This window comes from Aquabacterium sp. A3 (assembly GCF_038069945.1).
Taxonomy (GTDB): Bacteria; Pseudomonadota; Gammaproteobacteria; order Burkholderiales; family Burkholderiaceae_C; genus Aquabacterium.
The window spans coordinates 388,750-408,604 of the sequence record NZ_JBBPEV010000001.1 but is presented as its reverse complement, the minus strand read 5'-3'; the positions used below and the strand labels follow the sequence as shown (position 1 = coordinate 408,604).

At 63.9% G+C, this 19,855-nt stretch carries 17 protein-coding genes; 15 read left to right on the top strand and 2 right to left on the bottom strand.

What is annotated here, in order from left to right; all coding sequences use genetic code 11:
• Positions 1-66 precede the first annotated feature (66 nt).
• The 11 genes from WNB94_RS01790 (at position 67) to nagZ (ending at position 11,059) form a co-directional block, all read left to right on the top strand.
• The gene (locus tag WNB94_RS01790) at positions 67-744 is read left to right on the top strand and encodes a sigma-E factor negative regulatory protein (protein ID WP_341387987.1); all 678 of its coding nucleotides are present in this window, start codon (positions 67-69) and stop codon (positions 742-744) included.
• 188 nt (positions 745-932) lie between these two features.
• Entirely contained in the window at positions 933-2,438 is a 1,506-nt protein-coding gene (locus WNB94_RS01785) for a DegQ family serine endoprotease (protein ID WP_445819037.1), read from the top strand.
• Between the two features lie 353 nt (positions 2,439-2,791).
• Positions 2,792-4,600 carry a translation elongation factor 4 gene (gene lepA / locus WNB94_RS01780; protein ID WP_341387986.1) on the top strand — a complete coding sequence of 603 codons (1,809 nt, stop codon included), beginning with the start codon at positions 2,792-2,794 and terminating at the stop codon, positions 4,598-4,600.
• A gap of 15 nt (positions 4,601-4,615) precedes the next feature.
• Positions 4,616-5,587, top strand: a complete 972-nt coding sequence (gene lepB, locus WNB94_RS01775) for a signal peptidase I (RefSeq protein WP_341387984.1) — start codon at positions 4,616-4,618, stop codon at positions 5,585-5,587.
• An 18-nt stretch (positions 5,588-5,605) separates the two neighbouring features.
• Positions 5,606-5,986, top strand: a complete 381-nt coding sequence (locus tag WNB94_RS01770; protein WP_341387983.1) for a DUF4845 domain-containing protein — start codon at positions 5,606-5,608, stop codon at positions 5,984-5,986.
• Positions 5,987-6,021: 35 nt separating this feature from the next.
• Positions 6,022-6,759 carry a ribonuclease III gene (gene rnc / locus WNB94_RS01765; protein ID WP_341387981.1) on the top strand — a complete coding sequence of 246 codons (738 nt, stop codon included), beginning with the start codon at positions 6,022-6,024 and terminating at the stop codon, positions 6,757-6,759.
• Between the two features lie 18 nt (positions 6,760-6,777).
• The gene (era, locus tag WNB94_RS01760) at positions 6,778-7,839 is read left to right on the top strand and encodes a GTPase Era (protein WP_445819013.1); all 1,062 of its coding nucleotides are present in this window, start codon (positions 6,778-6,780) and stop codon (positions 7,837-7,839) included.
• A gap of 25 nt (positions 7,840-7,864) precedes the next feature.
• Positions 7,865-8,671, top strand: coding sequence for a DNA repair protein RecO (recO, locus tag WNB94_RS01755; RefSeq protein WP_341387980.1), 807 nt, complete (start codon positions 7,865-7,867; stop codon positions 8,669-8,671).
• Positions 8,668-9,519 (top strand): pyridoxine 5'-phosphate synthase, encoded by an 852-nt coding sequence (locus WNB94_RS01750; protein WP_341387979.1) that lies wholly within the window; start codon positions 8,668-8,670, stop codon positions 9,517-9,519. The genes recO and WNB94_RS01750 overlap by 4 nt, the downstream gene beginning before the upstream one ends.
• Positions 9,516-9,923, top strand: a complete 408-nt coding sequence (acpS, locus tag WNB94_RS01745) for a holo-ACP synthase (RefSeq protein WP_341387977.1) — start codon at positions 9,516-9,518, stop codon at positions 9,921-9,923. The genes WNB94_RS01750 and acpS overlap by 4 nt, the downstream gene beginning before the upstream one ends.
• The gene (nagZ, locus tag WNB94_RS01740) at positions 9,920-11,059 is read left to right on the top strand and encodes a beta-N-acetylhexosaminidase (protein WP_341387976.1); all 1,140 of its coding nucleotides are present in this window, start codon (positions 9,920-9,922) and stop codon (positions 11,057-11,059) included. The genes acpS and nagZ overlap by 4 nt, the downstream gene beginning before the upstream one ends.
• A gap of 8 nt (positions 11,060-11,067) precedes the next feature.
• On the opposite strand, the gene WNB94_RS01735 is transcribed toward nagZ, so the two are convergent.
• Positions 11,068-12,924, bottom strand: coding sequence for an AMP-dependent synthetase/ligase (locus WNB94_RS01735; RefSeq protein ID WP_341387975.1), 1,857 nt, complete (start codon positions 12,922-12,924; stop codon positions 11,068-11,070).
• A 161-nt stretch (positions 12,925-13,085) separates the two neighbouring features.
• Positions 13,086-15,956 (bottom strand): Rne/Rng family ribonuclease, encoded by a 2,871-nt coding sequence (locus WNB94_RS01730; protein ID WP_341387973.1) that lies wholly within the window; start codon positions 15,954-15,956, stop codon positions 13,086-13,088.
• An 800-nt stretch (positions 15,957-16,756) separates the two neighbouring features.
• On the opposite strand from WNB94_RS01730, the gene WNB94_RS01725 reads away from it, so the two are divergent.
• The 4 genes from WNB94_RS01725 (at position 16,757) to WNB94_RS01710 (ending at position 19,851) form a co-directional block, all read left to right on the top strand.
• The gene (locus WNB94_RS01725; protein ID WP_341389908.1) at positions 16,757-17,731 is read left to right on the top strand and encodes an RluA family pseudouridine synthase; all 975 of its coding nucleotides are present in this window, start codon (positions 16,757-16,759) and stop codon (positions 17,729-17,731) included.
• A 67-nt stretch (positions 17,732-17,798) separates the two neighbouring features.
• On the top strand, positions 17,799-18,473 hold the full coding sequence (locus WNB94_RS01720; RefSeq protein WP_341387972.1) for an HAD-IA family hydrolase: 675 nt from the start codon (positions 17,799-17,801) through the stop codon (positions 18,471-18,473).
• Positions 18,466-18,846 carry a Rieske (2Fe-2S) protein gene (locus WNB94_RS01715; protein ID WP_341387970.1) on the top strand — a complete coding sequence of 127 codons (381 nt, stop codon included), beginning with the start codon at positions 18,466-18,468 and terminating at the stop codon, positions 18,844-18,846. Before WNB94_RS01720 ends, WNB94_RS01715 begins: the two co-directional genes overlap by 8 nt.
• A 48-nt stretch (positions 18,847-18,894) precedes the next feature.
• Positions 18,895-19,851 carry a S49 family peptidase gene (locus tag WNB94_RS01710; protein WP_341387968.1) on the top strand — a complete coding sequence of 319 codons (957 nt, stop codon included), beginning with the start codon at positions 18,895-18,897 and terminating at the stop codon, positions 19,849-19,851.
• The last annotated feature ends 4 nt before the right edge of the window (positions 19,852-19,855 follow it).

Below are 19,855 nucleotides of genomic sequence, written 5' to 3'. Positions count from 1 at the left end.
CCTGGTGTTGAGGTCAGTGTCTGACCGACATCGCTGGCGCGTCTGGCCCAGTCAGGAGCTACCTTCATGAATGAACAGTCTGTGGATCACAACACCCGCTATCAGTCTCTGTCTGCCCTGGCGGACGGTGAGGCCACGGCCTCGGAAGTGACCGAGGCCTGTGCAAACTGGTGTGACGATGACGGTGCGCGCCAGGTGTGGGCGTCCTATCAGCTGATCGGTGATGTCCTGCGGTCTGAAGAGCTGGCCAGCACGGCCCAGCACGATCATTTCTTGAGCAAACTCCGCCAGCGGCTGGCCGATGAGCCTGTGGTGCTGGCCCCGCGAGCTGCCGCGCAGGTGGCGGCGGCTGCTCAGCCTTCTGCGGCGCCCATGACGCCGGCACGCTCGCGCCGCTGGTCGGGCCCTCTGGCGGTGGCGGCTTCTTTCGTGGCCATCCTGGCGGGCGTTTTGACTCTGCAAGGCCAGTGGGCCACAACGCCGGGCGCATCCAACCTGGCCATGAGCCAGGGGGGGGCATCTTCCGCGCTGCAGCCGTCTTCGGGCGGTGCCATGGCGCTCGTGGGTGCGGTGCCGGTCAATGCCGGTCTGGCCTGGGGGCCTGCAGGCGAGCCGATGGCCAAGTCGTTTTCGGCACAGGCCACGCGCACGTCGGTGCTGGCCGATGGCGCCATCGCTGAATCACCGATGTCTGCCGTGGGTGCAGATGCCACGCCGACCGACCTCGTCTGGATGATTCGCTGAACGCGGCGTGATGCTGCGCTTCACTTCACGCTTCACTTCACTTTACGCCCCGCTCACATGAGCTTAGCGCTGTCGGCTTAACATTCGGCCCATGCGTTAAGAACGCGTCGTCTTCTTTTCGAATCATTCGTCGAGGTATGAACGCCATGTCAGCCATGCTCAAGAGCAAAGCGGTTGCGGGGTCGTCGCTGGTGCGACGCACGCTGGTGGTCGGTGTTGTGGTGTCAGCAGTGGGGTTCGTGTTGAGCTCCAGCCTGTTTCCCCATGCGTCTCAGGCCCAACTCAGCCAGCCGCCAGCCACGTCGGCGGCGCAGCCCCCGGTGCTTGTCAAGGGCTTGCCCGACTTCACCGATCTGGTGGAGCGTGTGGGTCCGTCGGTCGTCAGCATTCGCACCACGCAGCGCGTGGTGATGAACCAGGCAGGCAATGACGAGATGGACCAGCAGATGCAGGAGTTCTTCCGTCGTTTCTTTGGCATGCCCATGCCAGGGCCTGCGCCCACGCCGCGACGGCCCGCACCGCAGGACGACTCTTCGCAAGGTGAAGAGCGGCCACGTGGGGTGGGGTCGGGCTTCATCCTCACGCCGGATGGCTACGTGATGACCAATGCACACGTCATCGATGGGGCCGATGAGGTGTACGTCAACCTCACGGACAAGCGTGAATACAAGGCCAAGGTGGTGGGCGTTGACAAGCGCACCGACGTGGCGGTGGTCAAGATCGAGGCCAAGGGTCTGCCGGCCGTCACCATCGGTGATGTGAGTCGCCTCAAGGTGGGCGAGTGGGTCATGGCCATCGGCACGCCGTTTGGTCTCGAAAACACCGTCACGGCCGGCATCGTCAGCGCCAAGGCCCGCGACACCGGAGAAGAGATTCGCTTTATTCAGACCGATGTGGCCGTCAACCCCGGCAACTCGGGTGGCCCGCTGATCAACATGCGCGGCGAGGTGGTGGGCATCAACTCCCAGATCCTCAGTCGATCGGGTGGGTTCATGGGCATCTCGCTGTCCATCCCGATCGACGATGCCATGCGGGTGGCCGATCAGTTGCGCACCGATGGCAAGGTGACCCGTGGTCGCATCGGGGTCTCGATCGGGCCGGTCACCAAGGAGGTGGCTGACTCGCTGGGGCTCAAGCGGGCCATGGGGGCCATGGTTCAGGGGGTGGAGGCTGGTTTGCCCGCCGACAAGGCTGGCCTGGAGGCCGGTGACATCATCACCCGCTTCAATGGGCAGGGCATAGACTCGCCAGCCGACCTGTCCAGGCAGGTGGCGGCCACCCGGCCCGGCACCAAGGTGAGCGTGCAGGTGTTCCGTCGCGGCGCCTACAAGGACTTGAGCCTGACGGTGGCGTCCATGGAAGTGGCCGAGGCAACACCAGGCAACAAGCCGGCGACACCTTCGCGCAGCAACAGCGTGGCGCAGGCCGTGCTGGGCTTGGTGGTCAGCGACCTGACGCCCGATCAGAAGCGCGAACTCAAGTCGGACGGCGTGCTCGTTGACCAGGTTGATGGGCCAGCTGCCAGGGCAGGTTTGCGTCCGGGGGATGTGGTGCTGGCCTTGGCCAATGTGCAGATCACCAGCGCCAAACAGTTCGATGCGGTGACGGCCAAGGTGGACCGCCAGCGCCCTGTCAGCTTGCTGGTGCGCCGGGGTGAGTGGGCTCAGTACGTGGTGATTCGCCCCAATCGCTGAGTGAGGCCCTGCTTACCTGACTGCAGGTAAGGGTTTTTGTTGCGTTGCAGCGAAGTGGCCAGACCCCCTGGGGTCTGGCTTGCTGTTGATAACTGCGTGGCGCTGACCGGTTTGTCGGTACAATCCGGCTCCGCCTCGCGAACCGACGCCCTCGCGTGCGGCCCCCGTTTTTATCCACACAAGCATGTGGATAACCTGTTGATGGAAATGAGCCGGTCGGCCTGAAAGCCCCTGCCCATCGACATTCAGGGGCTTGCACCCCGGACCTTTTCTGTACAATGAAGGTCCAACAAGCAGTTGCCATACGTTTTTGTTGGAAGGCGCGTCATGCATCTTGGACGTGCCTTTTTTTTATGAATCACATCCGTAATTTTTCGATCATTGCCCACATCGACCATGGCAAATCCACCCTGGCCGATCGCATCATCCAGCGCTGTGGGGGGCTGAGTGATCGTGAGATGGAAGCCCAGGTGCTGGACTCGATGGACATCGAGAAGGAGCGGGGCATCACCATCAAGGCCCAGACGGCTGCTTTGCAGTACACGGCCAAGGATGGCCAGGTCTACAACCTCAACCTGATCGACACCCCGGGCCACGTGGACTTCTCCTATGAAGTCAGCCGTTCGCTGTCTGCCTGTGAAGGCGCGTTGCTCGTGGTCGATGCGTCGCAAGGCGTTGAAGCGCAAACCGTGGCCAACTGCTACACCGCGCTCGATCTGGGTGTGGAGGTGATTCCGGTCCTCAACAAGATGGACTTGCCGCAGGCCGACCCGGATCGCGCCAAGGCCGAGATCGAGGACGTGATCGGCATCGACGCCACCGACGCCATTCCTTGCTCGGCCAAGACGGGCATGGGCATCGACGAGATTCTTGAGATGGTGGTGGCCAAGATGCCGCCCCCGAAGGGCAACCCGGATGGCCCGCCTCGCGCCATGATCATCGACGCCTGGTTCGACAACTACGTGGGCGTGGTGATGCTGGTGCGTGTGGTCGACGGCGTGTTGAAGAAGGGCGAGCGCATCCGCCTGATGGCCACCAATTCGGTCTACCCGGTGGATCACCTGGGTGTGTTTTCGCCCAAGTCAGTGGACCGGCCCGAGCTGCGGGCGGGTGAAGTGGGCTTTGTGATCTGCGGCATCAAAGAGCTTGCGGCCGCCAAGGTCGGTGACACCGTCACGGTCGAAAAGAAATTGCCCAATAACGCCGGCCCGGCCACCGAGCCGCTGCCGGGCTTCAAGGAAATCCAGCCGCAGGTGTTTGCAGGCCTGTACCCCAGCGAATCCAGCGAGTACGACTCGCTGCGCGACGCGCTGGAAAAGCTCAAGCTCAACGACAGCTCGCTGCGTTACGAGCCCGAGGTGTCGCAGGCGCTGGGCTTTGGCTTCCGCTGCGGCTTCCTGGGCCTGCTGCACATGGAGATCGTGCAAGAGCGCCTGGAGCGCGAGTTTGACCAGGATCTGGTCACCACCGCGCCCAGCGTGGTCTACCAGGTGGAGCTCAATGGGGGCGAGGTCATCGAGGTGGAGAACCCCTCGAAGATGCCCGAGGTGGCCAAGATCGCCGAGATCCGCGAGCCCATCGTCACGGTGCATCTGTACATGCCCCAAGATTATGTGGGCCCGGTGATGACGCTGGCCAACCAGAAGCGTGGCGTGCAGATGAACATGGCCTACCACGGCCGTCAGGTCATGCTGACCTACGAGATGCCGCTGGCCGAGATCGTGCTGGACTTCTTTGACAAGCTCAAGTCGGTCTCGCGCGGTTATGCCTCGATGGACTACGAGTTCAAGGAATACCGCGCCTCTGACGTGGTGAAGGTGGATCTGCTGATCAACGGCGACCGCGTGGACGCCTTGTCCATCATCGTGCACCGCATGCAGTCGCAATACCGCGGCCGCGCCGTGGCGGCCAAGATGCGCGAGCAGATCCCGCGCCAGATGTACGACGTGGCCATCCAGGCGGCCATTGGCGGCAACATCATCGCCCGAGAAAACATCAAGGCCTTGCGCAAGAACGTGCTGGCAAAATGCTACGGCGGTGACATCACCCGCAAGCGCAAGCTGCTTGAAAAACAAAAGGCCGGCAAGAAGCGAATGAAGCAAATCGGTACCGTCGAGGTGCCGCAGGAAGCCTTCCTCGCCATCTTGCAGGTGGACGACTGACCTGGAATTACATCAATGAGTCTGATCACAGGACTGTTGTACGCGGCGCTGGCCGTGTACCTGGGGGGCTGGTACGTTGGCCAATGGCAGGGCAACTTTTCGCTCGTGCTGTTTGTCATGACCACGGTCACGCTGGTTTACTGGTTGGCAGAGCGCTACAAGTTCAAGCCTGAGCGCGAGGCAGCAGCGGCCCGCGTGGCCGAGCAAGACCAGGCCCGCCGTGCGCAACTGGCCACCAAGGGCATCACCCAGGTGGACGGCGACGTGGCCCAAGCCCAGCAGCGTTTGCTGGCACAACCGTGGTGGCTGGACTGGACGGCAGGCCTGTTTCCGGTGATCTGTGCCGTGTTCTTGATGCGCTCGTTTCTGTTCGAGCCCTTCAAGATCCCGTCAGGGTCGATGATTCCCACCTTGCTGGTGGGGGACCTCATCCTGGTCAACAAGTTTCACTATGGTGTTCGCCTGCCGGTGATCAACAAGAAGATCGTTGGCAACAACGACCCGCAACGCGGTGATGTCATGGTGTTTCGCTACCCGGTCAATCCGTCCATGGATTACATCAAGCGCGTGATCGGGGTGCCGGGCGATGAGGTGGCCTACATCAACAAGCAGCTCACGATCAACGGTGTGCCCGCCCCCATCAACCCCTTGCCGGAGTTTTACGAGCGTGAAACCCTGAGCTACCTGTCTCAATACGAAGAGCAGGTGGGCGCGGTGGCCCATCGCATTTTGGTGGACCCCAAGCGGCCGCCATTCGTGCCGCCGCAGGCCATTGACAATTTCCCCCACAAGGACGCTTGCCGCTACAGTGGCGAGGGTGTCGTCTGCAAGGTGCCCGCAGGACACTACTTTGTGATGGGCGACAACCGCGACAATTCTCTTGACTCCCGTTTCTGGGGTTTCGTGCCCGATGACCACATCGTCGGCAAAGCGTTCATGATCTGGATGAACTTCTCCGACATGAAGCGCATCGGTTTCTTCCACTGATCCAAAGAGGAGACTGACGTGAACACGACACAGTTGAAGCGCGTACGCCCGCATCACCTGCGGGGCGTCACCATGGTGGGCCTGGTGTTCTGGGCGGTGTTGGTGGCCATGGCTGCCCTGCTGGTCATGAAGGTGGTGCCAGCGGTGACCGAGTACCGTACGGTGCTGAGCATGGTCAACAAGGTGGCGCAGTCCGGCGGCAGCACCATCCCCGAGATCCGGGCCGCCTTTGAGCGCGAAAAACAAGTCCAGTACGGTGTGGAGTCCATCTCTTCGTCGGACCTCGACATCAGCAAGAACGACGAAGGTCGGGTGATCGTGAGCTTTGCGTATGAGCGCGAAATCGAGCTCGTCGATCCGGTTTATCTTTTGCTCAAGTTCAAGGGGCAGTCACGCTGACGAACCGTTCTACCTCGCGGACGGCGACCCTTCCCATGGCCTTGCAAGAGTTGCAGCGCCGGCTGGGGCACGAGTTCACGCAGCCTGAACTGCTGGTGCGTGCGGTCACGCACAAGAGCTTCGGCAGCGGAAACTACGAGCGCCTGGAGTTTCTGGGCGACGCGGTGTTGAGCCTGTGCGTTTCGGCGCTGTTGTACCGTCAGTTCGACCAGAGCGACGAGGGTGACCTGACCCGTGTGCGTGCCCATCTGGTGCGCCAGGACATGCTGCATCGCCTGGCGGTGCAGATGGGCCTGCCCGCGCTGTTGCGCCTCAGCGAAGGTGAGGCCAAAGGTGGTGGTGCGCAACGCCCGTCCATCCTGGCCGACGCGTTGGAAGCCATTTTCGGGGCGGTGTACCTTGACGCCGGTTTCGAGCGTGCCCGTGCCGTGGTGGACAGCCTGTTTGCCCCCTTGCTGCATGAATCGACCCTGGAGGTCTGGACCAAGGATGCCAAGACCGCCTTGCAGGAGTGGCTGCAGGGGCGCAAGCTGCCGGTTCCTTCGTACCGCATTGAATCCACCCGAGGCAAGGCCCACGAACAGGTGTTTGTGGTGGTGTGTGAGGTGCCGGACCTGGCCGTGCAGGCCCGTGGAGAGGGCACCTCTCGACGGGCCGCCGAGCAGGCCGCTGCCGCCCAGACCTTGCAAGAACTTCAGTCTCTGCCCGCAGAGCGCACACGCGGTGCGGCCCCTGTGGTGGTGGTCAAGAAGGCCCGGCCTCGACAGGCCTGAACTCAAAGAAAGCCAGGCATGGCCCAGCGCAAACAACCTTCCTCATCTGCCGGCGATGCTCCGCCGCCATCCACCGAGCCGCTCAACCCCGAGCTTGATGCCATGCTGGCGGGCCTGAGCATGGCGCGTCAAGGAGGGGATGATCGCGGCGTGGATCCTTCAGCGCAGCGTTGCGGCCTCGTGGCCATCGTGGGGCGGCCCAACGTGGGCAAGTCCACCTTGATGAACGCCATGGTGGGGCAGAAGGTGTCCATCACCTCGCGCAAGGCCCAGACCACGCGCCATCGCATCACCGGCATCTGCACCGAGGGCGACACCCAGTTTGTGTTCGTCGACACGCCCGGTTTTCAGACCCGGCACACCGTCAAAGGCACGGCGGCCTTGAACCGCAACCTGAACAAGACCGTGCAGTCCACCTTGTCGGACGTGGATGTGGTGTTGTTCCTGGTCGAGGCAGGGCGCTTCGGGCCTGATGACGCCAAAGTGGTCGGGCTGTTGCCCAAGGACAAGCCGGTCATTCTGGTGGCCAACAAGCAGGATCTGGTGAACCGTCGCGAAGACCTCCTGCCCTGGATGCAGTCGATGCAGGCCCATCATCCGTTTGCCGAGTTCGTGCCCTTGTCAGCCCAGAAGGCCAACGATCCGCAGCGGCTTCTGAGCATCGTGCGCCCCTATTTGCCGCAGCAAGGCTGGTGGTACGACGCCGACGCCCTGACGGACCGCACCGACCGCTTCCTGGCCAGCGAGATCATCCGTGAAAAGCTGTTCAGGCTCACGGGCGACGAGTTGCCTTACACCTCCACGGTGGTGATTGACGCTTACGCCGACGAGCCGCCCCCGCCTGACAAGCCTCGGGCCAAAGGCCTGACCCGGATCGCCGCCACCATCATCGTCGAGCGCGATCAGCACAAGGGCATGGTGATCGGGGACAAGGGCGAACGACTCAAGCGCATTGGCACCGAGGCGCGCACCGAGCTTGAGCGCCTCACGGGCGTGAAGGTGTTTCTGGAGTTGTGGGTCAAGGTGCGCTCTGGCTGGGCCGACGACGAAACGCGCCTGCGCGCTTACGGTTACGAATGAAGGCGCCCTGGGGCCAGGTGTCGACATGGTACGCGCCGCATCCCGGTTGACCCCGGCCTTTGTGCTGCACAGCCACGACTGGAGTGAGTCCAGCCTGATTCTGGATTTGTTCACCAAAGAGCAGGGCAGGGTGGTGGCTGCGGCCAAGGGGGCCAAGCGGCCCCATTCTCAGCTGCGACCTGTGTTGTTGCCGTTTCAACGCATCCAGGTGGCTTTTGGCAGCAAGCGTGGTGAGGATGCCGAGGTGGCCTTGTTGCGTCATGCCGAGTGGGCGGGCGGCACGGCCTGGCCGGGTGGCCCCGCCTTGTTGCCGGGGTTCTACCTCAATGAGTTACTGATGCACATGCTGGTGCGCCATGAGCCTCAACCCGTGTTGTTCGAGGCCTATGCCCAGACCTTGCAGGCCATGGCCGACCCCCTGTTGTTGCAGGCGGCCCTGAGGGCTTTTGAGCTGGTGCTGTTGCGGCAGTTGGGCCACTTGCCGGATCTGTCGGTGCAGACCCTGGATGCGCAGCCTGTGCGCGATGGCCAGGCTTATGAGGTGTGGCCTGACATGGGCGTGATGCCAGCCCAGCCGTCGGATGGACAAGGTCCGCCGGGTGTGGCCCTGGGCGGGGTGCACCTGCTGGCCCTGGAAGGCGGTCTGCGTCAATGGCTGCCCGGTGCGGGTTCATCGGTGCCTGCCTGGCATCGTGGCATGCCGCACTTGATGTCGGTGTGCTTGCCCGTGCAAAGTGAGCTCAAGGCCATTTGCAGGCAACTGATTCACTATCATCTCGGTACCCGGACGCTGCGCACCCGCCAGCTGATGATGGAACTGCAACAACCATGAGCTTCTCTGTCTCGCCTGCCGCGCAATTGACGGCACACGATGCGCCTTTGCTGGGCGTCAACATCGACCATGTCGCCACCTTGCGCAATGCCCGTGGCGGTGCATTCCCGGACCCGGTGGTGGCGGCACAGTGGGCCGTGGAGGGGGGCGCAGACATCATCACCTTCCACCTGCGCGAAGATCGCCGCCACATCCGCGACGACGATGTGAGTCGGCTGAAGGCCGCGTTGTCGGTGCCCTTGAATTTCGAGGCGGCCATCACCGATGAGATGCTCGACATCATCGAACGCACAGCACCTGAGCACGTGTGTCTGGTGCCAGAGCGACGCCAGGAGGTGACCACGGAAGGTGGGCTGGACGTGCAGGGCCAGTTTGGTCGTGTGCAAGAGGCCTGTGCCCGGCTGGCACGGGCTGGCTGCCGCGTGTCCTTGTTCATCGGTGCCGACCCCGTTCAGATCGAGGCCGCTGCCCGGGCAGGCGCTCCCTGCATCGAGCTGCACACTGGGCCTCTGGCCCATGCCTGGTGGGACCGTGACACCTCGGCGATCGCGCGTGAGCAGGCCAGGTTGCTGGCTGGCTTGCGCCTGGGGCAAAGCCTGGGCTTGCGCACCCACGCGGGTCATGGCCTTGCGCTGGCCGTGAGCCGTGATGGATGGCCCCAGTCTGGCCTGACTGGCGCGGCCGTTGCCACTGAGCCCAGCAGCACGGCCATCGTGGCCGCCATGCCCGAGGTGGCCGAGCTCCACATTGGCCATGCCTTGGTGGGCCACGCCGTGCTGGTAGGGCTCAAGCAGGCCATCGCCGATTTCAGGGCCGAGTCCATTGCGGCGCGCAGGCGGGCCACGTGATTGCAGGCATCGGCACCGACCTGTGTGATGTGCGCCGCATCGATGCGGCGCTGCAGCGTCACGGGCTGCGGTTTGCACGCCGCATTCTTGGCCCCTCGGAGTGGCAGACCTTTGAGCAACGTTTGCAGACCTCGTCGGCGCATGCCCATCGTTATGTGGCGACGCGTTTTGCGGCCAAAGAGGCCTTTGCCAAGGCCATCGGACTGGGCATGCGTCATCCCATGGGCTGGCAGGCCTGTGAAGTGATCTCTGGCGCCCTGGGGCAGCCGACCTGGCAGCTTCATGGCGAACTGGCCGACTGGTTTGCCCGCCAGCACTGGCGTGCGCACCTGTCCCTGAGTGATGAGGCCCATCACGCCCTGGCTTTTGTCATCATCGAACACCAACCCCCGACCGCTTCATGAAATCGCCTCGCCGCCCCCGTTCTTCCCGCCAGACCGTGCCCACCCATGCACCAGTCCATGCCCACGCGCCAGTGGTGCTGGACGTGCCTGGCCTGAGCCTGGATGAGTCCGATCGCCGTCGGCTGCTGCACCCCTTGACGGGCGGGGTCATCTTGTTTGCCCGCAATTGGCACAACCGCGCCCAACTCACCAGCTTGTGTGCCGAGATCAAATCGGTGCGTGACGACCTGCTCATCTGTGTCGACCACGAAGGTGGACGCGTGCAGCGCTTCAAGACGGACGGCTTCACCCACGTGCCCGCCATGCGCCGCCTGGGCGAGATGTGGACCGATGACTGTCAGGGGCGCGCACAGGTCGAGGGGCTGGGCGCCATGCGCGCCATGGCGGCGGCCACCGCTTGCGGCTATGTGCTGGCCAGTGAGTTGCGCGCGTGTGGTGTTGACCTCACCTTCACCCCGGTGCTCGACCTGGACTGGGGTGAAAGCGGCGTGATCGGCGACCGGGCTTTTCACCGCGATCCACGGGTGGTGAGCATGTTGGCCAGGGCCGTGATGCAGGGCCTGCAACAGGCGGGCATGTCCAACTGCGGCAAGCATTTCCCGGGGCACGGTTTTGTGAAGGCCGATTCGCACGTGGATGTGCCTGTGGACCGGCGTTCGCTCAAGGCCATCCTGGCCGACGATGCGCGGCCTTACGAATGGCTGGACCTCTCCTTGGGCAGCGTCATGCCAGCCCACGTCATTTACCCGAAGGTCGATGCGGCGCCCGCAGGCTTTTCTCGACGCTGGCTGCAAGACATCTTGCGTGCCCAGATGGGGTTCACCGGTGCCATCTTCAGCGACGACCTGAGCATGGAGGGTGCCAGCGTGGCCGGCAATCACACCCAGGGTGCCATCGCAGCACTCAATGCGGGGTGTGATCTGGTGCTGTTGTGCAACCAGTCGGTTCAAGGCGGCGCCCCCGTGGATGCCTTGCTGGACGGGCTGTTGCAGGCCCAGGCGGATGGCCTGTGGCAGGCCAGTCCCGACAGCGAGGCGCGCAGGCTGGGCTTGTTGCCCCAGCATCATCCCGTGCCCTGGGATGACCTGATGCATCAGCCCGCCTACCAGCAGGCCCTGGCCCGTTTGCCCGCGTGAGTTGAGCCTCAGTCCTGGTACATGGCCTCGATCAGCCCCTGATGGCGTTCGAGCACCACTTTGCGCTTGACCTTCATCGTGGGGGTCAGTTCGCCCCCCTCGATGCTCAACGCATGCGGCAGCAGGCTGAACTTGCGGATGTGGGCCACGCGTGCCTGGCGGGCGTTGACCGCCTCCACATCGGCCTGCAGTGCCGCCAACACCTGAGGGTGCTGACGCAGTTCGCCCTGCAGGCCGTGCTGCCGGCCGAAGGCCTCCAGCGCGGCCTGGTCCAGTGATATCAGGGCCGTCAGAAAGTGCCGCCTGTCTCCACAGACCACGGCGTGCTCGATGAGGTGCGTGTCCATCAACGCGGCCTCGATGTTGGCCGGCGAGATGTTCTTGCCTCCGGACGTGATGATCAGGTCCTTTTTGCGGCCCGTGATGAACACGAAGCCGTCTTCGTCGATGTGGCCCAGATCGCCTGTGCGCAGCCAGGGGCCGTTCATCGCTTCGGCCGTGGCGCTGGCCTGGCCCAGGTAGCCTTGGAAGATGTGGGGGCCACGCACCAGCAATTCGCCATCGTCGGCCACCGTCATCTCGGTGCCGGGTAGCGCCTGGCCTACCGAGCCGATGCGGGTGAGGCCCGGCAGGCTGAGTGTGGAGGGGCCACAAGCCTCTGACTGACCATAAAGCTCTCGCACCACCAGGTTCAGCCCGGTGAAGAACGCGAGGCTTTCTGGGGCGATGGGGGCTGCACCGGAGGTGAGCAAGCGTGCCTGATCAAACCCCAGTGCCGCTTGGACTTTTCGGTAGATGAGGCGGTGCGCCAGGGACTTTTGCAGCGTCAGCCACGGACCTGCGGCCTGCCCGGACAGGTCGCGTGCATGCCAGGCCTGCCCCACGCGCAAGGCCCAGCGCGCCAGGATGGCCTTCATGCCGGTGGCATCGGCCAGTTTGCTCTGAATGGCCGATTGCATTTTCTCCCACACGCGGGGCACCCCGAAGAACACCGTGGGGTGCACCTCTTTGAGGTGGTCCCCCAATTCTTCCAGGCTGCGTGCGTAGAACACCTCGAAGCCGGCATGGGCCTGGTTGTGCATGCTGCCCATCTGTTCGGCGATGTGCGCCAGTGGCAGGTAGGAGATCATGCGATCCCGGTGGTCAACGGCAAAGGTCTTTTGCATGGTGGTGGCGGTCCACCACAAGTTGCCCTGACTGAGCACCACCGCTTTGGCCGGTCCGGTGGTGCCTGAGGTGTAGATCAATGTGCCCACATCCGAGGCACGCAGTTGGCCCATGCGTTGTTGCAGGGCGGGCTCTGGCGTGTCTTGTGCCAGCGCCAGGAAGTCTTGCCAGGACATCAGGTGCTTGTCGCCACAGGCGACGCCTTGCGGGTCACCTTTGAGCAAGACGATGTATTTCAGCGTGGGGACGAGGGCCAGGACAGGGCTCAGCGCCTCAAGGCGTGCACGGTCGTCCAGTATCAGCACGGGGGCCTGGCAGTGGCGCAGGATGTAGTCCACATCGGTGGTGGAACTCGTCCAGTAGAGCCCCGCAGGTGCCGCACCAATGGCCATGGCCCCGAACCCCATGACTGACCAGGCCGGGCAGTTGAAGCTCAGGATCGACACCGCCTGACCGGGCCGCACGCCCAGCGTCAGCAAGGCCCGTGCGGCCAGACGCACTTCGGCGCCGTAGGTTTGCCAGGTGGTGTGTTGCCAGCCTTCGGGCGTGCGAACCGCGTAGGCGGGTTGCCCGGCCAGTCGTTCGGCCGTGCGCAGCAGCACCACAGGTGGTGGCACAAAGGCCGTCAGGGGGTCGGTTTGGCGTGCACCCTTGGAGGAGGGAGGCTGTTGACTCGCCTGAGGTTGGGGTATGGCCATGTGTGCTCCTGTCGTTTCGTCCATTACAGGAGAGCTTGACGTTAACGTCAACCTGGGGTTTTAACGGTGTACGCAGCGCATCACATCTGGCGGGCAAGAAAAAACCCACCCCGGGGCAGGCCCTGGGGTGGGTTGGCAGGCGAAAACCTTGGAAGCGGTGCTCAGGCCGCTGCGTCAAACGGCAGGGTGACCTGGTTCAGGTCCTTGCGCGTTTCCACCAGAATCAGCGGGCCATCGTCCACGACCACGGCCGGCTTGCGTTCACGAGGAACATGCACGGGACGCGGCTCGCGGGCAATCGCTTCTTGCACCGCCTGGATCTTGGCGGGGTCGGAGTTGACCCACTGCAGCCCAGCCTCGGCAGCCAGTGCTTCCAGATCTGCCATGGCCAGGACGTAGGGCTTCACAGGCTCAGCACTGGCTTCGGCCGCCTCAGGGCCCGCCGTCGCCGCCACTTCGGCAGGCCTGTCGGCTGGCGTGGGCTGAGCGTCGTGGCCGCTGTCCGCCGTCTCGATGGGTGCCATGGTGACCGGCGCATCGCTGACGGGTTCCGCATCGGCGATCAGGGTCGGCGCATCTGCGCCTTCCGTCAAGGGCATGTCGGCAGGCGCCTGGTCGGCGCGCTCGCGTCGGCCGCGGCCACCTCGGCTTCGACCACGGCGAGCGCCTTCACGACCGTCCTCGCGGGCTTCATCAGGGGCTGTCGCCACGTCATTTGGAGTCGCTTGCTCGCTCGCGTCACGCTCGGCCTCGACGATGCCGGCTGTCACGCCCACGTCTTCCATGGCGCCTTCGGTGCGCGCGTTCTGAGCGTCGTCGCGATCACCTCGGCCGCGTCCACCGCGGCGGCGACGGCGGCTACCTTCGCGCTCGCTTTGCTCTGCCGCGCCGGTGTCCAGCGTGACCTCAGGGGCGGTCTGCCCCAGGGCGGCGGCTTGCGCGGCGATGTCTTCGCGGTTGATCACGGGGCGATCCCCTTGGGGGCGCTCAGTGCGATCTTGTCGACCGCCCCGACCGTTGCGTCCGCGTTGATCGCCGCGTGCTTCTTCCCCGTTGCGCTGATCGGCCTGGTCGGAGCGCCCGTCACGGCGCTGACCACGGCCCTCGCGGCCTTCCCGGTTTTCGCCACGCTCACCATGTTGACGTTCGCGGCGCTCGTTGCCACCTCGGCGAGCCTGTCCGTCACGGCGGTTGCGGTTGCCCGACTTGCCGGTTTCCTTAGCAGGACTTTCTTCGGTGGTCTCAGGGGCAGGGGCGGGTGTGAACACCGGCGCGCTCGGCGCCGGCTCGCCGGTGAACAGGCGCTTGATCCACCCAAAGAAGCCGCCACCCGAGGCAGGCGCAACGGGTGCAGCCACCGGCGGCACAGGCCGAGCGACGGGCTGCGCCACCTCGGCCACGGGCTCGGGCTTGGGCGCGGCCACCGGTGCCGGCTGATCGGGCAGCACGCCCTTGATCACCGGCTCTTGCTTGGCCTTGGCTTTTTCGCGGCGGGTGAAGCCCACCTCGTCGTCCTGCTCCTCGATCATGGTGTAGCTGGCCTGGATGTTTTCCAGGCGCGGGTCGTCGTGACGCAGACGCTCCAGCTTGTAGTTCGGGGTTTCCAGGCGCTTGTTGGGCACCAGCAGCACGGTCACGCGCTGCTTGAGTTCGATCTTGGTGATCTCGGTGCGCTTCTCGTTGAGCAGGAAGGAGGTCACTTCCACCGGCACTTGCACGTGCACGGCGGCGGTGTTGTCCTTCATCGATTCTTCTTGAATGATGCGCAGGATCTGCAGCGCCGACGACTCGGTGTCGCGGATGTGGCCGGTGCCGTTACAGCGCGGGCAGGTGATGTGGCTGCCTTCGCTCAAGGCGGGGCGCAGGCGCTGACGCGACATCTCCAGCAGGCCGAACTTGCTGATCGAGCTGAACTGCACGCGGGCGCGGTCGGTGCGCAGGGCGTCACGCAGACGCTGTTCGACCTCGCGGCGGTTCTTGCTGTCCTCCATGTCGATGAAGTCCATCACGATCAGGCCGCCCAGGTCGCGCAGCCTCATCTGACGAGCAATTTCATCAGCCGCTTCCAGGTTCGTGCGAAAGGCGGTTTCTTCGATGTCGCCGCCGCGCGTGGCGCGTGCCGAGTTCACGTCCACAGCCACCAGGGCTTCGGTGTGGTCGATCACGATGGCGCCGCCCGAGGGCAGGTTCACCGTGCGGCTGAAGGCGGTTTCGATCTGGTGCTCGATCTGGAAGCGCGAGAACAGCGGTGCGTCGTCGCGGTAGCGCTTCACACGGTTGGCCGTCTCGGGCATGACGTGCAGCATGAACTGCTTGGCCTGCTCGTAGATGTCGTCCGTGTCGATCAGGATCTCGCCGATGTCGGCGGTGAAGTAATCGCGGATGGCGCGGATCACCAGGGAGGATTCCTGGTAAATCAGGTACGCGCCTTTGCCAGCCTGGGCCGCCTCGTCGATGGCGGTCCACAGCTTGAGCATGTAATTGAGGTCCCACTGCAGCTCGGCGGCCGTGCGGCCGATGCCGGCGGTGCGGGCAATCAGGCTCATGCCCTTGGGATACTCAAGCTGGTCCATGGCCTCCTTGAGTTCTTCGCGGTCTTCGCCCTCGATGCGGCGGCTGACGCCACCCCCGCGAGGGTTGTTGGGCATCAGCACCAGGTACCGACCGGCCAGCGACACGAAGGTGGTCAGGGCCGCGCCCTTGTTGCCACGTTCTTCTTTTTCAACCTGGACGAGCAGTTCCTGCCCTTCCTTGATCACGTCCTGAATGCGCGCCGAGCGAACTTCGACGCCTTCCTTGAAATACTGGCGTGAGATTTCCTTGAACGGCAGGAAACCATGCCGGTCTTCGCCGTAATCAACGAAACAGGCCTCCAGCGAGGGTTCGACCCGGGTGACGACGGCTTTGTAGATGTTGCCCTTGCGTTGTTCGCGGCCTTCGATTTCGGTTTCGAAGTCGAGCAGTTTTTGTCCGTCAACAATGGCCAGGCGCCGTTCTTCCGGCTGCGTGGCGTTGATCAGCATGCGCTTCATGTGGTCTCCACATTCAAAGCGGGGCCTGACCGGGATGGTGGCCGGTCAAACCCCGAGTGGCCTGAGGTGTTGCCACCCCCGACCGCCTGAATGCACGAGCAACGAAGTCTGAACCGGTGAAGGAATTGCCTGGGGCCTCACGAGCGCGCAGAGCGTTCGAGGGGCAAGGGCGCGTGTGCCAGGTCGGAACGCCATGTCCACCACTCTGGCCTGATGCCGCCCGCCTGCGCCCGAATACGGACGGCCACGGCGAGAGAGGGGGCAGGGCAGGAAGGAGGGCGTCCCGGTGTCACTGGTCTGTGCGCAGGATGCGCCAGACGACACAGCACAGCGCGCTCACGATGGGCGCGGTTGTGGCTGTGGCCCTGCAAGAGGGAGCAAAGTGACGGGAGGGACACGGGTTCTTGTTTGACACGGTCCGCAGCGCGCGGTGCCGGAAAAAAGCACGGTTGCGCTGCCGACCCTCAACCTTGGATCTTGGTTCAATCGACGTTGGCTCTGACAAGGCCGTTCAGGCGGCAAAACCACACCTTGGGTGGTTTTCTCCGGCATCACGCCCTTGCTGCATCACCATCAAATTGGCAGGACACCCTGCCTGGCCCGGTCCGGCGCCCCTAGGGATTGTCGAGAAGTTAAAATGCAATCCTGTTGGGTCGGTATTCGCAGATGAAAAGGCCCTTGCCGAATCACCAAACGCATTCCATTCCGTGGCTCAACCCATTATAGGTGTGAAATCTGTATCCCGTCGTTCTGAAAACGACGCCGGAAAACCCGCCAACATCACGCCTGCCACCCCCGGCGTGCAGCGGCTGATCATCGATGAGGGTTCGGCCGGTCAGCGTCTGGACAACTTCCTCATTCGTGTGCTCAAGGGTGCCCCCAAGACCCTGGTGTACCGCATCATCCGTTCGGGTGAGGTGCGGGTGAACAAGGGCAGGGCGCAGGCCGATACTCGGCTGGCCCTGGGTGATGAGGTGCGTGTGCCGCCGTTGCGCCTGGCGGAAAAAGACGAGTCTCAACTGGCGGCGGTGCCCGCGCGCGAGTTCCCGGTGATCTACGAAGACGAGGTGATGCTGGCGATCAACAAGCCCGCCGGCGTGGCCGTGCACGGGGGCAGTGGCGTGAGTTTTGGCGTGATCGAACAATTGCGCAGAGCTCGGCCTCAGGCACGTTTTCTGGAGCTGGTGCACCGGCTGGACAAGGAAACCTCAGGCATCTTGTTGATCGCCAAGAAGCGAAGCGCCTTGACGACCTTGCAAGACGTGTTTCGCCACCGCCAGGCCCACAAGACCTACGCCGCACTGGTGCAAGGGGCGTGGCCAGCGCGTAAAAAAATCATTGATGTGGCGCTGCACAAGTACCTGACAGCCGAGGGCGAGCGCCGCGTGAAGGCGGTCAAGGCGTCGGATGAAGTAGGGCGGCGCTCTATTTCGCTGGTGCACGTGGTGCAATCATTCGCGGGCTTTTCTTTGCTGGATGTGACCATCAAGACCGGGCGGACCCACCAGATTCGGGTGCACCTGTCCAACGAGGGCCATCCCATCGTGGGCGATGACAAATACGGTGACTTTGCCCTCAACAAGGCCTTGGCCCGCGGCGAGGGCGTGTGGCCGGGTCTGCACCGGGCGCGTTTGCCGCAGGGGCGTTTCGAGCGCATGTTCCTGCATGCGCGTTACCTGCGACTGGCCCATCCCGTCACCGGGCAGGACCTGGTGCTGGAAGCCCCTTTGCCCGCCGACTGTCAGGGCCTGATCGCTGCCCTGGATCCCTTGTGAGCCTCCAGGCTTTGCGGTCGCGCTACAGTGGAGCCATGGGTGGTGGCTTGGAGCTCATGTGATTGGTATGTCTGATGGTGGTGCGCGTCCTCGCACCTATGACCTGATCGTGTTCGACTGGGATGGCACGTTGTATGACTCGACGGCCCTCATCGTTGGATGCATCCAGGCGGCGTGCGCAGACCTTGGGCTGTCGGTGCCTCCGCGATCGGAGGCCGCCTACGTCATCGGCCTGGGCCTTCATGACGCGCTGGCCCATGTGGCACCGGGTCTGGCGCCCGAACGCGTGCCCGAGTTGGGCAGGCGCTATCGCCACCACTATTTTCAGCGCCAGCACGAGCTGAGCCTGTTTGAGGGTACCTTGCCCCTGCTGGAGGCGCTCAAGGCGCGCAACCACTGGTTGGCCGTGGCCACGGGCAAGTCGCGTCAGGGGCTCAATGAGGCCTTGGCCCATGTGGAGCTCAGGGGTGTTTTCGATGGCACCCGCACGGCCGACGAGACGGCTTCAAAACCCCACCCGCAGATGTTGCAGGAGTTGATGGCCGAGTTTGGCGTGGAGCCCGAGCGCACCTTGATGATCGGCGACACGACCCATGATCTGCAACTGGCGCTCAATGCCGGAACCCACAGCGTGGCCGTCAGCTACGGCGCCCACGAGCCCTCTACCTTTGCCCAGTACCCCACCCGCCATGTGGCCCACTCCATGCAGGAGCTGAGCGACTGGCTTCAGCGCCATGCCTGAACCGGTGTGTCTTCCGCAGCGTGTGTGCGCATCGGACGAGCTGATCGAGGCCGGTGATGCGGTGGTGTTTGACGTGCTGGAGTTTGGGCGGCCGGCTTCTGCGTTCGTGCTGCGCCATCAGCAAAAGCCTGTGGCTTACCTCAATCGCTGCGCTCACGTGCCGGCCGAGATGGATTGGCAGCCCGGCAAGTTCTGGGACATGGAGCGACGCTTCATCATCTGCTCGGTCCATGGCGCGCTCTATGACCCGCCATCGGGCGTGTGCGTGAGCGGGCCCTGCCGAGGCAAACGTCTGCAGACCGTTGAGGTTGAAGAGCGTGAGGGCGTGGTCTATTGGTATCCTTCCACTCACATACAGCCGGTGCCCGCCTGAAGTGGGCACCATGTTTTTGGTTCTGCCTGCTGCGATTTGCGCCACATCATGAGTGTCAACGATTCCTCCTGCCCGGTTTCAAGTGCTGCCCAAAATGCGGTGCTGACGCAGTTTGCGAGCGCTTACCTGGCGCAACAGCGACGAGAGCAGCGCTGGCGCTGGTTCTGGCGGCTGGTGTGGCTGGGCGTGGCCGGGGCGTTGTTGGCGCTCAATTGGCCAGGCATGACGGCACACAAAGCCCCCAGCGCCTCCCACACGGCCTTGGTGGAGGTGCGCGGTGCCATCAGCGCCGATGCCGAAGCCAGTGCCGATCGTTTGATGGCCTCGCTGCGCGATGCCTTTGAAGACCACGGGGCGCAGGCGGTTGTGTTGCGCATCAATTCCCCTGGCGGCAGCCCGGTGCAGGCCGGCTTGGTGAATGACGAGATCCGCCGCCTGAAGGGCTTGCACAAAAAGCCGGTGTATGCGGTGTGCGAAGAGATGTGCGCCTCTGCGGCGTACTACATCGCCGTGGCTGCCGATGAAATTTACGTCGACAAGGCCTCCATCGTGGGCTCGATCGGCGTGCTGATGGATGGCTTTGGTTTCGTCGGGATCATGGACAAGCTCGGTGTTGAGCGCCGCCTCATGACCTCGGGCAGCAACAAGGGCATGTTGGACCCCTATTCGCCGCGCGACCCCCAGCAAGAACAGTACGCCCAGTCCATGCTGGACCAGATCCACGAGCAGTTCATCGAGGTGGTCCGCGCTGGACGGGGCAAGCGCCTCAAGCAAGACGACACCACGTTCTCGGGCCTGTTCTGGAACGGGCAGCAGGCCGTGGGCTTGGGCCTGGCCGATCACCTGGGCAGCCTGGATCAAGTGGCGCGTGACGTGGTCAAAGTGGAAGACATCGTCGACTACACCCAGCGCGAGGACCTGACCGAGCGGCTGGCCAAGCGGTTCGGTGCGGCCATGGGCCTGGGTGCGGTGGAGGCCTTGCGCGGTGGCTGGCAGTGGCGCTGAGGCC

Coding starts and splice junctions, on each gene's coding strand:
- nagZ (WP_341387976.1), top strand. CDS start 9,920: ATGAAATCGCCTCGCCGCCCCCGTTCTTCCCGCCAGACCGTGCCCACC.
- WNB94_RS01735 (WP_341387975.1), bottom strand. CDS start 12,924: ATGGCCATACCCCAACCTCAGGCGAGTCAACAGCCTCCCTCCTCCAAG.
- recO (WP_341387980.1), top strand. CDS start 7,865: ATGGTACGCGCCGCATCCCGGTTGACCCCGGCCTTTGTGCTGCACAGC.
- WNB94_RS01750 (WP_341387979.1), top strand. CDS start 8,668: ATGAGCTTCTCTGTCTCGCCTGCCGCGCAATTGACGGCACACGATGCG.
- lepA (WP_341387986.1), top strand. CDS start 2,792: ATGAATCACATCCGTAATTTTTCGATCATTGCCCACATCGACCATGGC.
- WNB94_RS01710 (WP_341387968.1), top strand. CDS start 18,895: ATGAGTGTCAACGATTCCTCCTGCCCGGTTTCAAGTGCTGCCCAAAAT.
- lepB (WP_341387984.1), top strand. CDS start 4,616: ATGAGTCTGATCACAGGACTGTTGTACGCGGCGCTGGCCGTGTACCTG.
- era (WP_445819013.1), top strand. CDS start 6,778: ATGGCCCAGCGCAAACAACCTTCCTCATCTGCCGGCGATGCTCCGCCG.
- WNB94_RS01715 (WP_341387970.1), top strand. CDS start 18,466: ATGCCTGAACCGGTGTGTCTTCCGCAGCGTGTGTGCGCATCGGACGAG.
- WNB94_RS01720 (WP_341387972.1), top strand. CDS start 17,799: ATGTCTGATGGTGGTGCGCGTCCTCGCACCTATGACCTGATCGTGTTC.
- WNB94_RS01790 (WP_341387987.1), top strand. CDS start 67: ATGAATGAACAGTCTGTGGATCACAACACCCGCTATCAGTCTCTGTCT.
- WNB94_RS01730 (WP_341387973.1), bottom strand. CDS start 15,956: ATGAAGCGCATGCTGATCAACGCCACGCAGCCGGAAGAACGGCGCCTG.
- rnc (WP_341387981.1), top strand. CDS start 6,022: ATGGCCTTGCAAGAGTTGCAGCGCCGGCTGGGGCACGAGTTCACGCAG.